14 protein-coding genes are annotated in these 15,108 nt (G+C 70.4%); 6 read left to right on the forward strand and 8 right to left on the reverse strand.

The annotated features are described in order from the left end of the window. Positions 1-12: 12 nt before the first annotated feature. Both BJY20_RS09840 and BJY20_RS09845 read left to right on the forward strand, forming a co-directional pair. Complete coding sequence (locus BJY20_RS09840) at positions 13-930, forward strand: ABC transporter ATP-binding protein (protein WP_185991368.1); 918 nt, start codon at positions 13-15, stop codon at positions 928-930. Next, positions 927-2,093, forward strand: coding sequence for an ABC transporter permease (locus BJY20_RS09845; RefSeq protein ID WP_185991369.1), 1,167 nt, complete (start codon positions 927-929; stop codon positions 2,091-2,093). The genes BJY20_RS09840 and BJY20_RS09845 overlap by 4 nt, the downstream gene beginning before the upstream one ends. A gap of 149 nt (positions 2,094-2,242) precedes the next feature. Here the strand turns inward: BJY20_RS09845 and BJY20_RS09850 are convergent, their stop codons facing one another. The 6 genes from BJY20_RS09850 to BJY20_RS09875 all read right to left on the reverse strand — a co-directional run bounded on the left by BJY20_RS09850 (position 2,243) and on the right by BJY20_RS09875 (position 9,231). Continuing rightward, positions 2,243-4,447 carry a heavy metal translocating P-type ATPase gene (locus tag BJY20_RS09850; protein ID WP_185991370.1) on the reverse strand — a complete coding sequence of 735 codons (2,205 nt, stop codon included), beginning with the start codon at positions 4,445-4,447 and terminating at the stop codon, positions 2,243-2,245. Positions 4,448-4,549: 102 nt separating this feature from the next. Next, on the reverse strand, positions 4,550-4,831 hold the full coding sequence (locus tag BJY20_RS09855; protein ID WP_185991371.1) for a metal-sensitive transcriptional regulator: 282 nt from the start codon (positions 4,829-4,831) through the stop codon (positions 4,550-4,552). A gap of 50 nt (positions 4,832-4,881) precedes the next feature. Next, positions 4,882-5,694: a methyltransferase domain-containing protein gene (locus BJY20_RS09860; RefSeq protein ID WP_221935300.1), complete on the reverse strand. Its 813-nt coding sequence runs from the start codon at positions 5,692-5,694 to the stop codon at positions 4,882-4,884. Positions 5,695-5,784: 90 nt separating this feature from the next. Next, a complete protein-coding gene (ilvA, locus tag BJY20_RS09865) occupies positions 5,785-7,035 on the reverse strand; it encodes a threonine ammonia-lyase IlvA (RefSeq protein WP_343062843.1) in 1,251 nt (416 codons plus the stop codon). Between the two features lie 37 nt (positions 7,036-7,072). Further along, positions 7,073-8,725 carry a phosphoglucomutase (alpha-D-glucose-1,6-bisphosphate-dependent) gene (gene pgm / locus BJY20_RS09870; protein WP_185991373.1) on the reverse strand — a complete coding sequence of 551 codons (1,653 nt, stop codon included), beginning with the start codon at positions 8,723-8,725 and terminating at the stop codon, positions 7,073-7,075. Positions 8,726-8,763: 38 nt separating this feature from the next. Further along, positions 8,764-9,231, reverse strand: coding sequence for a hypothetical protein (locus BJY20_RS09875; protein ID WP_185991374.1), 468 nt, complete (start codon positions 9,229-9,231; stop codon positions 8,764-8,766). A 94-nt stretch (positions 9,232-9,325) separates the two neighbouring features. Here BJY20_RS09875 and BJY20_RS09880 point away from each other — a divergent pair, with 94 nt between their 5' ends. The 3 genes from BJY20_RS09880 (at position 9,326) to nhaA (ending at position 11,384) form a co-directional block, all read left to right on the forward strand. After that, entirely contained in the window at positions 9,326-9,850 is a 525-nt protein-coding gene (locus BJY20_RS09880) for a YbaK/EbsC family protein (RefSeq protein ID WP_185991375.1), read from the forward strand. A gap of 38 nt (positions 9,851-9,888) precedes the next feature. After that, positions 9,889-10,044 carry a hypothetical protein gene (locus tag BJY20_RS09885; RefSeq protein ID WP_185992662.1) on the forward strand — a complete coding sequence of 52 codons (156 nt, stop codon included), beginning with the start codon at positions 9,889-9,891 and terminating at the stop codon, positions 10,042-10,044. Positions 10,045-10,109: 65 nt separating this feature from the next. Then, on the forward strand, positions 10,110-11,384 hold the full coding sequence (gene nhaA, locus BJY20_RS09890; protein ID WP_185991376.1) for a Na+/H+ antiporter NhaA: 1,275 nt from the start codon (positions 10,110-10,112) through the stop codon (positions 11,382-11,384). Positions 11,385-11,424: 40 nt separating this feature from the next. Here the strand turns inward: nhaA and BJY20_RS09895 are convergent, their stop codons facing one another. Beyond that, positions 11,425-11,814, reverse strand: a complete 390-nt coding sequence (locus tag BJY20_RS09895; RefSeq protein ID WP_185991377.1) for a MerR family transcriptional regulator — start codon at positions 11,812-11,814, stop codon at positions 11,425-11,427. Then, positions 11,811-13,424: a peptide chain release factor 3 gene (locus BJY20_RS09900; protein ID WP_343062844.1), complete on the reverse strand. Its 1,614-nt coding sequence runs from the start codon at positions 13,422-13,424 to the stop codon at positions 11,811-11,813. The genes BJY20_RS09895 and BJY20_RS09900 overlap by 4 nt, the downstream gene beginning before the upstream one ends. 95 nt (positions 13,425-13,519) lie before the next feature. On the opposite strand from BJY20_RS09900, the gene BJY20_RS09905 reads away from it, so the two are divergent. Beyond that, the gene (locus BJY20_RS09905) at positions 13,520-15,079 is read left to right on the forward strand and encodes a SulP family inorganic anion transporter (RefSeq protein WP_425484137.1); all 1,560 of its coding nucleotides are present in this window, start codon (positions 13,520-13,522) and stop codon (positions 15,077-15,079) included. Positions 15,080-15,108: the final 29 nt, after the last annotated feature.

The raw sequence follows: 15,108 nt of genomic DNA on the forward strand, positions 1-15,108 counted from the left end.
AGCGTTGTCACCATGGCAAACACACCGCACACGATCACCGTGGAGGGGCTGACGCGTCGGTTCGGTGACTTCACCGCCGTCGATCACGTGGACTTCACGGTCGAGCAGGGGTCGATGACCGGCTTCGTCGGGGGCAACGGCGCCGGGAAGACGACGACCATGCGGATGATCATGGGCGTCCTGTCGATCACCGAGGGTCAGGTGCTCTGGGGGGAGCGACCGATCACGGTCGCCGACCAGCGCACGATCGGGTACATGCCCGAGGAGCGGGGCCTCTACCCGAAGCAGAAGGTCCTCGACCAGCTGATCTACCTCGGCCAGCTCAAGGGCCTGACCCGCACCGCCGCCCGCGAGTCCGTCATGACCCTCCTCGAGCGACTCAACCTCGCCGAGCGCGCGAACGACCCCGTCGAGGCGCTCTCCCTGGGCAACCAGCAGCGTGTGCAGATCGCGGCCGCGCTGATGATCGAGCCGTCGGCACTGATCCTCGACGAGCCCTTCTCCGGCCTCGACCCGGAGGCCGTCGACTCGATGGCCGACCTGCTGCGTGAGCACACCGCTCGAGGGGTCCCGGTGCTCTTCTCCAGCCACCAGCTCGACCTCGTCGACCGGCTCTGCGACCAGCTCGTCATCCTCGCGGGGGGTCGGGTCCGCGGCAGCGGCAGTCCTGCCGAGCTGCGCGGGGGAGCGCCGCGCCGGCACCGCCTGGTCGCTGTCCGCGACGCCGGTTGGGTGCGCGATATCCCCGGCCTGGCCGCCGTCGACGTGGACGGCCCGACCGCGATCATCGACCTGCCGAGCGACTCCCGGGAAGAGCGTCATCGCCTGCTGGGCGAGGTGCTCGCCGAAGGCCTGCGCCGCGGCGGCGTGGAGGAACTCAGCCCGATCATCCCGCCCCTGTCCGAGGTCTATCGAGAGGTGACGGCATGAGTAGGCACGCCTGGGCACTCGTGGCACAGCGCGATGTGTCGGTCCGCATGCGCGACAAGACCTTCATCGGGTCGACCCTCTTGACCCTCGTGATCATCCTGGGTGTCTTCGGCTTCCAGATCTGGCAGGGCAACAAGGAGTCGACCTACGACGTCGCGGTCACCAGTCAGTCCGCGCAGATGGGCGAGGTCCTGACCGACCGGGCACCGGCGATAGACGACACGGTGACGATCAAGACCGCCGAGGTCGGTGACGACGCTGCCGCGGAGGCCGCCGTCATGGACGGGGATGTCGATGCCTGGCTCTCGCCGACCGACGACGGGTGGCAGCTGGTCGGCAAGTCCGAGGTGGACACCAGTCTGCTCTCCGTGGCCGAGACGGCGATCCGCGAGCACGTCCTGACCGCCAACGCCGCGCAAGCCGGTACTGACCTCGCGACCCTCCAGGCAGGCAGCGCCGTTGGCACCGACATCCTCGACGGTGACGCCGAGCAGCGGCAGATCGGGCAGGCCGTCGGCTTCGGCATGGCCTTCCTCTTCTACATGGCCGCCATCATCTTCGGGATGTACCTCGCGATGAGCGTGACCGAGGAGAAGCAGTCGCGGATCGTGGAGATCATCGCGACGTCGATCCCCCTTCGCCACCTCCTCTTCGGCAAGCTCGCCGCTGCCGTCGTGCTCGCCGTGAGCCAGCTCGTGCTGTACGGCATCGTCGCCGTCATCGGGGTGACCTTCACCGAGTGGGGGGACATGCTGCCGGGCTTCACCTCGAGCCTGGCGTGGTTCGTGGTCTTCTTCCTCGCCGGCTTCACGATGATCGCGGCGCTGTACGCGGTGGCCGGGTCGCTCGCCTCGCGGCAGGAGGACATCCAGTCCACCTCGCTGCCGGTGACGATGCTGATCATGGTGATGTTCTTCGGTGCGATCTTCGCCAAGGGCATGGTCGTCGAGGTGCTCGCCTGGATCCCGCCGTTCTCGGCGATCCTCCAACCGATGCGCCTGGTCTCCGGTGAGTCGTCCTGGTGGGAGGCGCTGATCAGCCTCGGCCTGCTCGCTGCCGCCACCTTCGCGGTCATCCTGCTCGCCGAGCGGATCTACCGCCGGGCGCTGATGCAGACCTCCGGCAAGCTCTCCGTCACACAGGCGTGGAAGGCCGAGATCTGAGGGATCAAACGCCGCTGACGGGGTAGAGCGTCCACGTACGCGGTCGGGAGAACGACTGGGTGGGCGAAGGGAGAGGAAGACGTGATTGGCCGGGCACCCGCAGGGGGTGTGCCCGGCCGATCCGCAGCGCGGCGAAGGAGGTGTCCCCCTCAGTCGTCCGGCAGCACCTTGCGCAGGCGCAGCGAGTTGAGCACGACGAGGATCGAGGACAACGCCATCGCGGCGCCCGCGATCATCGGGTTGAGCAGGCCGGCCACCGCGAGCGGGATCGCGGCGATGTTGTAGCCGAAGGCCCAGCCGAGGTTCTGCTTGATGACCTTCAGCGTCTCGCGGGAGAGCTCGATCGCGCGCGGGACCGACTCGAGGTCGGCGTGGACGAGCACGATGTCGGCGGACTCCATGGCGACGTCGGTGCCGGTGCCCATCGCCATACCGAGGTCGGCCTTGACGATCGCTGCCGCGTCGTTGACGCCGTCGCCGACCATCGCGACCACCCGGCCCTGCTCCTGCAGCTGCTGGATGACGTCGTGCTTGTCCTGGGGGCGCACCTCCGCCATGACGTGCTCGGCGTCGATGCCGACCGTCGCGGCGATCGCGGTGGCGTTGTGCTCGGCGTCGCCGCTGAGCAGCCACACCTGCAGGCCCTCGGCCCGCAGGGCCCGGATCGCGTCACCGGAGGTGTCCCGGACCTCGTCGGCGACGGTGAGCGCGCCACGGGCCTTGGCGTCCCAGCCGACGAAGACGGTCGTGCCGCGGCGCTCGAGGGTCGCCAGCTCCGGCGGCACCTCGTCGAAGAGGTCGGACTTGCCGACGGTGACCCGAGTGCCCTTGATCGTGGCGACCGCGCCGGAGCCGGGCAGGTTCTCGAAGTCGGTGATCCGCGGGATCTTGATGCCTTGGCTCTGTGCCCGCCGCACGATGGCTCGCGCGATCGGGTGCTCGCTGCCGGACTCGACGGCGGCAGCGGCAGTGAGGGCCGCGGCCGGGTGCAGGCCGGGGGCGGCGGCGAGGTCGGTCACCTGGGCGACGCCCGTGGTGATCGTCCCCGTCTTGTCGAGCACGAGGGTGTCGATGCGGCGGGTGTCCTCCAGGACCTGCGGGCCCTTGATGAGGATGCCCTTCTGCGCGCCGCGGCTGGTACCGACGAGCAGCGCCATCGGCGTGGCCAGTCCCAGTGCGCACGGGCAGGCGATGATCAGCACGGTCACGGCGACGCCGATCGCGGTCGTCGCGGACCCGGAGCCGATCCACCAGCCGATGAAGGTCAGCAGCGCGATCCCCAGGACCGCGGGCACGAAGAAGGCCGAGACCCGGTCGGCGAGGCGCTGGACGTCGGCCTTGCCGGTCTGCGCCTGCTCGACGAGCCGCACGATCGCGGCGAAGGTCGTGTCCGAGCCGACCGCGGTCGCCTCGACGATCAGTCGCCCGGAGGTGTTGACCGTGCCGGCGTCGACCTCGTCGCCGGAGCGCACGTCGACGGGCACGGACTCACCGGTGACGAGCGAGGTGTCGATGGAGCTCGCGCCGTCGATGATGCGGCCGTCCGTGGCGACCTTCTCGCCCGGCCGGACGATGAAGTGGTCACCGACCTGCAGCTCGTCGAGCGGGAGGATGACCTCTGTGGTCGCCCGGGTACGCGAGTCGATCCGCTGGACCGCGACCCCCTTCGCACCCAGATCCATCAGCTCGGTGAGCGTGGAGCGCCCCTCGTCCTTGCTGCGGGCCTCCAGCCAGCGGCCGATGAGGAGGAAGGCGGTGATGACCGCGGAGGTCTCGAAGTAGTAGTGCCCGTCCTGGCCGGCGCCCGTCAGCAGCGTGACGAGCGACCACAGGTAGGCCGCGCTGACACCGAGCGAGACGAGGGTGTCCATCGTCGACGCCAGGTGTCGCGCATTGGTGAAGGCCGCGCGGTGGAAGGGCCACGCCGCCCACAGCACGACGGGGGTGGTCACGACCAGCTGCAGCCACGGGTTCCCGGGGAAGCTCCACGGCCCCATCGCGAGCAGCACGACGACGGCAGCGAGCGCACCGGCGACGACGGCGCGTCGGGCGAGGTCGGCTCGCGCGACCGGGGTGTGCGTCGGGGGGGCGAGGCGGTCCTCGGGCTCGATGACGGTGGCGCCGTAGCCGGACTTCTCCACGCTCGCGATCAGCTCGTCGATGCTCACCGACTCCGGGTGGTTGACCCGGGCCTTCTCCATCGGGAGGTTGACGACGGCCTCGACGCCGTCGATCTTGCCGAGGTTGCGCTCGATGCGGGCCGAGCAGGAGGCGCAGGTCATCCCGGTGATGGCCAGGTCGACGGTGTGCTCGTCGGTGGTCTCAGCGGGAGTGGGGGTGGTCGTGGTGCTCATGCCTCATCTTCTCGGGTGCGTGTCGGATGGGTGGGAGGCGAAGGGGGTGCGTCGCCTCCCTCTGTCGCTACTGCGTGGGCTCGTGCGGGACCCGGGTCGGTTTCACGAGCGCACCAGTCGGGCGATGGCCGCACTGGCCTCGCTGACCTTCTCGGCCGCGGCCTCGTCGCTCTCGCGGGCAGCGTCGACGACGCAGTGGCCGACGTGGTCCTCGACGAGACCGAGGCTGACGGCCTGCAGCGCCTTGGTCGCCGCGGCGACCTGGGTGAGGATGTCGATGCAGTACGTGTCGTCCTCGACCATGCGGGCGATCCCGCGGATCTGGCCCTCGACGCGGCCCAGCCGCTTGAGGTACTGCTCCTTGCTGCCGCTGTAACCAGCCATGGGTCCTCCTGGAAGTCGAATTTGCCTCCCAGCATACCCCTCTAGGGTATTCAGTCGGTCACTCGGGTGGCGCTGACGAGATTGGCCGACAGACGTCCGGTGAAGGGCTCCTCGCCCCATCTCTCCTCGAGGAGCCGGGTCACCTCTGACGTGATCTGCACGGCGTCGAGGTGGCGTTCGGCGAGGGCATTGGCCAAGGGTGTCCCCTGGCAGTGCGCGATGGCGATGTCGCGCGCGGACGTCGGTCGGCTGCGGTGCTCGATCGAGCGGATGTCGACGTCGATGAAGCCGGCATCGTCCAGCTCTGCCCGGATGACCGCCGCGTCGGTGTAGCCAAAGGGGACCCGCCGCAAGAACGGGGGAGGATCGTCGAGGGAGAGGGTGGTGAGGGCATCCTCCACGGCCAGCGTTGCCTCGTTGACCTCGATCCGTCCCCAGGTGGCGAGCACGAGACGTCCCCCGGGCCGCATGACCCGGCGCGCCTCGGCGTATGCGCCCCGACGATCGGGGAAGAACATGGCCCCGAACTGGCACATGACCGCATCGAACCCGGCGTCGTCGAAGGGAAGTTCCTGCGCGTCGGCAGGCGTCCATCGCACGTGGTCGGACGCGGGGAGCACGTCGGCCGCCCGAGCGAGCATCGCCGGACTGAGGTCGGTAGCGGTGATCATGGCAGAGGGGAGGAGCCGATGCAGCGCGCGGGTCACGGCGCCCGTCCCGGCCGCGGTCTCGAGCACGTCGTGGGGTGTGGATGCGGCGACCTCGGCGGCGACGTCCTCGGCGTAGTCGAGGAACATCATCGGCACCAGGACGGTGTCGTAGAGCTCGGGGATCGATCCAGCGAACCTGCTGTCGGAGGGCACCCTCTGAGTATGTTCCTGCCCTGCCACGATGAACAGTGCTGCAGCAAGCCATTGGCTCAGCGGTGTCGGGCCATCGCCGACGAAGGGCCGTCAGCCGATGATGCGGAAGACCGGGCTGTCCGAGGCGATCGACTCGATCGTCAGCGGGGAGGTGTCCATCCGCGCCAGCAGCGGCAGCAGGTCGTCCGGGTCGCCGAGCTCGAGGCCGACGATGGCGGTGCCGGTGTCGCGGTTGTTGCGCTTGATGTAGTCGAAGAAGGTGATGTCGTCCTCCGGTCCGAGGACGTCGTCGAGGAACCGGCGCAGCGCCCCCGGCTCCTGCGGGAAGTCGACGAGGAAGTAGTGCTTGCGACCCTCGTGGACCAGGGCGCGCTCGACGATCTCGGCGTAGCGGGAGACGTCGTTGTTGCCCCCGGACACGACGGCGACGACCGTGGACCCCGGCGCGAGGTCGAGGTCGGCCAGGACGGTCGTGGCCATGGCTCCCGCGGGCTCGGCGATGATCCCGTCGGTCTGGTACATGTCGAGCATCTCGACGCAGATCGCGCCCTCGGAGACGGTCGTCAGCTCCGACCCGGTCGCGGCGACCGCCGCGTGGGTGAGGTCCCCGACGCGGCGGACCGCGGCCCCGTCGACGAAGGGGGAGACCTCCTCGAGCGTGACCGGCGCCCCGGCGGCCAGGGCCGCGGCCATCGAGGCAGCACCCTCGGGCTCCACCCCGACGAGGCGTACGTCGGACGCGTGCTGGGCCATCCACGTCGACATGCCGCCGAGCAGGCCACCGCCGCCGACGGGCACGGTGACGACATCGGGCTCGCGACCGAGCTGCTGGAGGATCTCCACGGCGACGGCGCCCTGGCCGGCCATGGTCTCCAGCGCGTTGAAGGCGGGCACGACCACGGCGCCGGTGCGCTTCGCGTCAGTGGCGGCCGCTGTTGCGGCGTCGTCGTAGACCTCACCGGTGACGATGACCTCGACCATGTCGCCGCCGAGGGCGGCGACGCGGTCACGCTTCTGGCGAGGGGTGTTGCGCGGCAGGTAGATCCGCGAGCGGACCCCGAGCCGCTGCCCGGCGAAGGCCACCCCTTGCGCGTGGTTGCCCGCGCTGGCGGCCACGACCCCCTTCGCCCGCTGCTCCTCGCTCAGGCCGGCGATCAGGGTGAAGGCCCCACGCACCTTGTAGGAGCGGACCGGCTGCAGGTCCTCGCGCTTGAGCCAGACGTCCGCGCCGGTTGCGGCGGACAGGCGCTCACAGCGCTGCAGCGGCGTCGGGGGGAGGAGCTCGGCCAGCAGAGCAGCTGCCTCGTCGACGGCGGTCGCGGTCACGGGAGCGGCAGTCACGCCCCCACGGTAGCCCTCGCGGACGCCGGGCTGGCCCTCATCCCCCGAGCGCGGCGTCGACGACCCCCTTCGCATCCGCCTGGACCCGGGTGAGGTGCTCGGGCCCGCGGAAGGACTCGGCGTAGATCTTGTACTTGTCCTCGGTGCCGGAGGGGCGGGCGGCGAACCACGCGGACTCGGTGACGACCTTCAACCCACCGATCGCGGCCCCGTTGCCGGGGGCCCGGGTGAGCTTGGCGGTGATTGGCTCGCCCGCGATCGAGTCGGCGGTGACGGCGTCGGGAGCAAGGGCCTTCAGCGTGGCCTTCTGGGCCCGGTCGGCCGGGGCGTCCACGCGGGCGTACGCGGGCTCGCCGTGCCGCGCAACGAGGTCGGCGTAGTGCTGGCTCGGGGTGCGTCCGGTGCTCGCGAGGATCTCGGAGGCGAGCAGCGCGAGGATGATCCCGTCCTTGTCGCTCGTCCACACCGACCCGTCGAAGCGCAGGAACGACGCCCCCGCCGACTCCTCCCCACCGAAGCCGACCGACCCGTCGAGCAGCCCCGGCACGAACCACTTGAAGCCGACCGGCACCTCCCACAGCTCCTTGCCGAGGTCGGCGGCGACGTGGTCGATCATCGAGCTGGACACGAGCGTCTTGCCGATCCGCTCGCTCGACCACCCCGGCCGCGCCCCGCCGTAGAGGTGCTGCAACGCGACCGCGAGGTAGTGGTTGGGGTTCATCAGTCCACCGTCGGGTGTGACGATGCCGTGCCGGTCGGCGTCGGCGTCGTTGCCGGTGGCGATGTCGTAGCGGTCCTTGCTGCCGATCAGGCTCGCCATCGCGGCCGGGGAGGAGCAGTCCATGCGGATCTGCCCGTCCTTGTCCAGCGTCATGAACCGCCACGTCGGGTCGACGAGCGGGTTGACGACGGTCAGGTCGAGGCCGTGGCGCTCGCCGATCGCGGCCCAGTAGTCGACCGCGGCGCCGCCCATCGGATCGGCGCCGATGCGCACACCGGCGTCCTTGATCCGTTGCAGGTCAACGACGTTCGGCAGGTCGTCGACGTAGGCGGTCAGGTAGTCGTGCTCGGTGGCGGCAGCCCGCGCCCGGGCGAAGGGGGTCCGCCGCACCTGGCGCAGCCCGTCACGTAGGTGCGCATTCGCAGCATCAGCGATCGCGGTGGTGGCGTCCGTGTCGGCGGGTCCGCCGTGGGGCGGGTTGTACTTGAATCCACCGTCGCTGGGTGGGTTGTGCGAGGGGGTGACGACGATGCCGTCGGCCAGCCCACCCCCCTTCGTCAGGTCCTTGCCGCGGTTGGCGGTCAAGATGGCGTGCGAGATCGCCGGAGTCGGGGTGTAGCCGTCCCGGGAGTCGACGAGCACCAGGACGTCGTTGCCGACGAGCACCTCGAGCGCGGAGGTCCACGCCGGCTCGGAGAGGGCATGCGTGTCGCGACCGAGGAAGAGCGGCCCGTCGATGCCCTGGCTGCGCCGGACGTCGACGATCGCCTGGGTCGTCGCGACGATGTGTGCCTCGTTGAAGGATCCGTCCACCGACCGCCCGCGGTGCCCGCTGGTCCCGAAGGCGACCTGCTGGTCGACGTCCTGCGGATCCGGCTGGACCGCGTAGTAGGCGGTGACCACGTGGCTGACGTCGATGAGGTCCTCGGGCAGGGCCGGACTACCGGCACGATCGGCGGCTGAACTCATGCCTTGACGGTAGCGCCGCGCGCACCGTGGAGCGAGGATCAGTGCGCGGCGTACCCGGCCGGTAGCTCGACGGCTTGGCCCGGGCCGAGGCTGGCCGGGCAGCCCACGAATGCGGCGATGCGCTGGGCCCGCGCCCGGTGACGGCGCACGAGGACCCCGGTGGGGGCGATGCTGAAGAGGAGGAGCCCGGCCCGGCTGGCCTGCGTCGCGATCGTGTGGTCGAGCTGGTTGTGCGTCACGACCGTCTGCCGGACCTCGATCGGGGCGGCGAGGCCGCCGACCGCCTGCTGGGTCCGGGTGGCCACGTGGCGGCGGGCCCGCTGGTGGGCGGCCCGCTTCTCCCGCTCGGTGACGATGTGCGGGAACATCCCGATCGGCGGGTGGTATCCCGCGACGACGTGCAACTGCGACCCCCACCGGCTGGCCAGCCCCGTGGCCCACACCAGCGAGACCTCGTCCGGTCGACGCCCGATGATCCCCAGGACCACCTGCTCCGGCCACACCATCACAACCACCCCAAAGACACCGGCCCTGCGGCCCGACACCCGTGGGTGCAGTATCCCATCTCCGCCGGCTGGAGGACAGGGCTATCGTCGGGTCATGAGCGCTGCCGGAGACCTCGACTGGGTGCCCGCGACCACGAAGACCGGACTGCTGGCTCCGCCGGTCGCGGCCGCGATCGGGCAGGTGCCTTCTGCCCGGGTCGCCGAGATCGACCCGGAGCTGGCGGACACTGCCGCCTTCTGCGAGGCGTACGGCTCCTCGCCGGAGCAGTCGGCCAACTGCGTGGTCGTGGCCGGGCGAAGGGGTGGGCAGACCACGTACGCCGCTGTCCTCGTCCTGGCGACCGACCGGGCGGACATCAACAACGTCGTGCGTCGGCACATCGATGCCCGCAAGATCTCTTTCGCACCGATGGATCAGGCGGTGGAGCTGACCGGGATGGCCTATGGCGGGATCACCCCGATCGGCCTCCCGGAGGCCTGGCGGGTGCTCGTCGACGAGGGCGTGGCCGCGGCCGGCGAGGTCGTCATCGGCTCCGGCGTGCGCGGGTCGAAGCTCCTCATCGACGCGGGGGAGATCGCCGCCCTTCCCTGCGCCGAGGTGCTGGCGCTGGCCATGTAGTTCGCCGGCCGGCTCGTCACCTCAGTAGACTCGGTGGCGTGCCAGCTCCAGTGACCACCCAGCGCGTGATGGCGAATGCCGCGCGCATGCGGGTCCTGATGCGCACCATGCGCCACCCGGGCACGAACGGGTGGACCAGCGAATGGGGCACCAATGCCCACGGAGAGATCGCCGGCTGCCCGCCACCAGCGTGAGCCTCGCGTCCCCGTCGACGCACAGGTCGCCCATGCCGGTATCCCCGTGAGAGCTGAGTCCCCCCATGCCCGAAATCCGACCCTCCGTACCTTTGCGCCGCGCCCCCCACCAGTTGTGGCGAGGCGTGCGGGAGAGCGCCCGCAGCGACGCCTTCGGCGGTGCGCTCCTGCTCGGCGCCACCGTCCTGGCCCTCGTGCTGGCCAACACCCCGGCATTCGGTGGGTACGAGGCGGTGCGTGACTTCTCCTTCGGCCCGTCGGCACTGCACCTGGACCTCAGCGTGGGCCAGTGGGCCTCCGACGGACTGCTGGCGATCTTCTTCTTCGTGGTCGGTCTGGAGCTGAAGGAGGAGTTCGTCGCCGGCAAGTTGCGCGACCCACGACAGGCAGCGGTGCCCGTCGCCGCGGCCGTCGGTGGCGTCATCGTCCCCGCGCTGATCTTCGCCGGCATCACGATGTCCGCCGGGGGCGAGGCCCTGCGCGGATGGGCGATCCCGACGGCGACGGACATCGCCTTCGCCGTCGCCGTGCTCGCCGTCGTCGGGCGTTTCCTGCCTGCGGCGCTGCGGGTCTTCCTGCTGACCCTGGCCATCGTCGACGACCTCATCGCGATCACGATCATCGCCCTCTTCTACTCCCAGGGCCTGCAGCTGCAGTGGCTCCTGCTGGCCGTGGTGCCGTTGGCGCTCTTCGCCGTGCTCGCGCAGCGGGGCCGTTACTCCTGGTACTTCTTGCTGCCCCTGGGCGTCATCACCTGGGCGCTCGTGCACGCCTCGGGCGTGCACGCCACCGTGGCCGGCGTCCTGCTCGGCTTCACCGTGCCCGTGCTGGCCACGAAGCGCGCCTGGGTGCAAGTGGGCACCACCGATGACGGCGACCCGACCTATGACGGGCTCACGGCTCACCTGGCCGACCAGTGGGGGATCGTCTCGACACTGGTTGCGGTGCCGGTGTTCGCCTTCTTCGCCGCCGGGGTGAGAGTCGGTGGCGTCGAGGGGTTGCGCAGCGCGCTGTCCGACCCGATCACCCTGGGGATCATCGCCGGTCTCGTCGTCGGCAAGCCGATCGGCATCGTCGGGACGAGCTTCGTGCTCAGCCGCCTGCCCTCCTTCGACCTCGACGGCTCGCTGCGCTGGAGTGATCTGGTGGGAGCCAGCTTCCTGGCCGGCATCGGCTTCACCGTGTCCCTGTTGGTCGGCGAGCTGGCCTTTGCCGGCACCGGTGCCGCCGTGGAGCACGTGAAGATCGGCGTCCTTCTGGGGTCCTTCACCGCGGCCGTCGTCGGAGGGGTGCTCCTGTCCGGCCGCAGCCGCCGGATCAGCCGTGAGCGAAGGGGGTGAGGCGCCCCGCCCTGCACCGGCAGGGCGGGGTGTTGTCGCCCTACGACATCGGCGGAGAGATCAGCTTCAGCTGATCCGTGAAGGCCTCGGCCCGCGCGGTGGCCTCCTTCAGCTCGGCCACCCTGGTGAGCGCCTCGTCGTGGATCGCGTCGACCTGCGCCCGCGCTGCCGCTGAGCCTGGGGACCCCGGGTCGGCGAGCGTGTCGAGGGCGTCGAGCAGATGGCGCATCTGCTCGACGGAGAAGCCGAGGGGCTTCATCGGCTTGATCAGCAGCAGCCGCTCGATGCCGGCCTCGTCGTAGAGGCGGAACCCCCCCTCGGTGCGCGCCGAGGGGGTCAGCAGACCCATCTCCTCGTAGTAGCGGATGGTGCGGTGCGACAGGCCGGTGCGGGTGACCACCTCGCCGATGTGGACGTGGGGCTCGCTCACGGTCCCACCCCGTCGTCCTCGCCGAACATGGGCGGGAGGCTGCCCGCCGGCAGGTCGCTCGCGATGGTCCGCATGCGCCACTTGTCGTTGAAGAGCGCGACCGCCACGCCGTCGGTGCGCTCGAGCACCTCCGCGCCCCGTTGGCGGTTGACGACGGCCCTTGCCTCGGGTGCGACGCGGCGCGCCACGCCGTACTGGAGCGACTCCTGCGAGGCCGGAGCGCCGAACTCCTGCTCGAGACGGTGGGCCGCGACCTCGAACTGCATCGGCCCCACCGCGGCCAGGACCGGGGCCTGGACGCCGCGACGGTCGGAGACGAGGACCTGGACGATGCCTTCCTGATCGAGCAGCTCGATGCCGCGCCGGAACTGCTTGCCCCGCCCCGCGTCACGAGGTCGGAAGACGGCGAAGTGCTCCGGGGTGAACCGGGGCAGGCCGGGATACCTGACCGGGCGGGAGTCGTAGAGGGTGTCGCCGACCAGGAGCGCATGGGCATTGACCAGGCCGACGACATCGCCCGGGTAGGCCTCGTCGATGGTCTCGCGCTCCCGACCGAAGACCGACTGGGCGTACTTGGTCTGGAAGGGGCGCTTGGTGCGTGCATTCGTCAGGACCGCTCCCCGCTCGAATCGTCCGGAACACACCCGCATGAACGCCAACCGGTCCCGGTGCGCCGGGTCCATCCCGGTCTGCACCTTGAAGACGAACCCGGAGAAGGGCGCGTCGACCGGACGCGGCTGCCGCTCGACGTCGGTCCACGCGCTGGGTGGCGGCGCCAGTTCGATCACGGCCCGGAGCAGCTCTGCGACACCGAAGTTCAGCACTGCCGCACCGAAGAGCACGGGCGTGGTCCGGGCCGCGAGGAACCCCTCCTGGTCGTGCTCGTGACCGGAGGCGGCCAGCAGCTCGAACTCCTCTGCGGCGCGCTGCCAGTCCTGCCCGTGACGGCGGGCTGCCTCGTCGGCGTCCAGCGCCTGGCCGACGGCGATCGTGGCCCCTCCGGGGGTCCGGTTGAACTCCGTCATCCCACCGGTGTCCGGGTCGGTCACCCCGCGGAAGTCCCCGGCGATCCCGACGGGCCAGTTCAGCGGTGTGGGGTGGATGCCGAGCCGGTCGCTGATCTCGTCCAGCAGTTCCAGGGGCTCGCGCCCGGGCCGGTCCCACTTGTTGATCACGGTGATCACCGGGGTCGCTCGCGCTCGGCAGGCCTCGAACAGCTTGAGTGTCTGCGGCTCCAACCCCTTGGCCGAGTCCAGGAGCATCACGGCGCAGTCGACGGCCGACAGGACCCGGTAGGTGTCCTCGGAGAAGTCGGCGTGGCCGGGGGTGTCGAGGAGGTTGAGCACGACGTCGCCGACGGTGAACTGCAGCGCAGCCGCGGTGATCGAGATCCCGCGCGCCTGCTCCATCTCGTTCCAGTCCGAGACCACGCCGCGACGGGATCCCTTGCCGTGGACCGCCCCGGCCTGGGCGATCGCGTGGGCGTGCAGTGCGAGGGCCTCGGTGAGCGTGGACTTGCCGGCATCCGGGTGGGAGATCACCGCGAAGGTGCGACGCCGCGCGGCCTCGCTGCTCACGTCGGCACTGGTGGTGGTGTGGGGGATCGACACGGGACCACCCTAACGTTGCGGTAGAGTTTGCTCGTCGTCGCGGTCGCCGACCCCCCGTCACCCCCTGACTTCCTTCCCCTTCCCCGAGGACCCCTGTGCCTGACCCCTCCGTCAACACCCTGCCCACCGGCCCCGGCACCTCGACGGTGCCCGAGGCCGGCGAGCGGGAGACCTCGACCCGAGCCGCGTTGCGCAACCCGCGCCGGCTGCGGATCGAGGTCCTCGCCGGCCTCGTCGTCGCGCTCGCGCTGATCCCCGAGGCGATCTCGTTCTCGATCATCGCCGGGGTCGACCCGCGGGTGGGGCTCTTCTCCAGCTTCGTCATGGCCGTGACGATCTCGATCGTCGGCGGCCGGCCGGCGATGATCTCAGCGGCCACCGGCGCCGTCGCGCTGGTCATCGCTCCGGTGGCCCGCGAGTACGGGATGGACTACTTCCTGGCCACGGTGATCCTCGCGGGCGTCCTGCAGGTCGTGCTGTCCCTGCTGGGTGTGGCCAAGCTGATGCGCTTCATCCCGCGGATGGTCATGGTCGGCTTCGTCAACGCGCTGGCCATCCTGATCTTCATCGCGCAGCTACCGCACCTGCTCGGGGTGCCGTGGCTGGTCTACCCGATGGTCGCGGCGGGCATCCTGATCATGATCGGCCTGCCCAGGCTGACGAGCGTCTTCCCGGCGCCGCTGGTCGCGATCGTGGCCATCACGGCCGTGGTCTGGGCCGGTGGGTGGAACCTGCCGGACGTCTCCGACCAGGGCGAGCTGCCGCAGTCGCTGCCCCAGCTGCTGCTGCCCGACGTGCCGCTCACCCTCGAGACGCTGCAGATCATCGGGCCCTTTGCCCTGGCCATGGCCCTCGTCGGCCTGCTCGAGTCGTTGATGACCGCCAAGCTCGTCGACGGCATCACCGACACCCACTCGGACAAGTCCCGCGAGGCGTGGGGGCAGGGCGTGGCCAACATGGCGTCCGGCTTCTTCGGCGGCATGGGTGGCTGCGCGATGATCGGCCAGACGATGATCAACGTGAAGGTCTCCGGCGCGCGGACCCGGATCTCGACCTTCCTCGCCGGGACCTTCCTGCTGGCCCTCGTGGTCGGTGCCGGGCCGCTGGTGGGCATGATCCCGATGGCCGCGCTCGTGGCCGTGATGATCATGGTCTCGGTCGCGACCTTCGACTGGCACAGCATCCAGCCGGCCACGCTGCGTCGGATGCCGACCGGCGAGACCGTCGTCATGGGCCTGACCGTGCTGGTCACCGTGGCCACCAACAACCTCGCCTACGGTGTCATCGTCGGCGTCATCGCCGCAATGGTCGCCTTCGCCCGGCGGGTGGCGCACTTCGCCTACGTCGAGCGGATCACCGAGACCGACGTCGACGGCGACGGCGAGCCGGACGTGCGCGTCTACAAGGTCACCGGCGAGCTCTTCTTCGCCACGAGCAACGACCTCGTCTACCAGTTCGACTACACCGCCGACCCCGAGCGCGTGGTCATCGACCTGTCGGACAGTCACATCTGGGACGCCTCGACCGTGGCCGCCCTCGACGGTGTTCGGGCCAAGTACGAGCGGCTGGGCAAGACGGTCGAGATCGTCGGGCTCAACCAGGCCTCGGCCGACCGCCACGAGCTGTTGTCCGGGCGCCTCGGCGAGGGGCACTGAGGAGGGCTCCGCCGCACCGACCGGCAGGC

The organism is Janibacter cremeus, assembly GCF_013409205.1.
Taxonomy (GTDB): Bacteria; Actinomycetota; Actinomycetes; order Actinomycetales; family Dermatophilaceae; genus Janibacter; species Janibacter cremeus.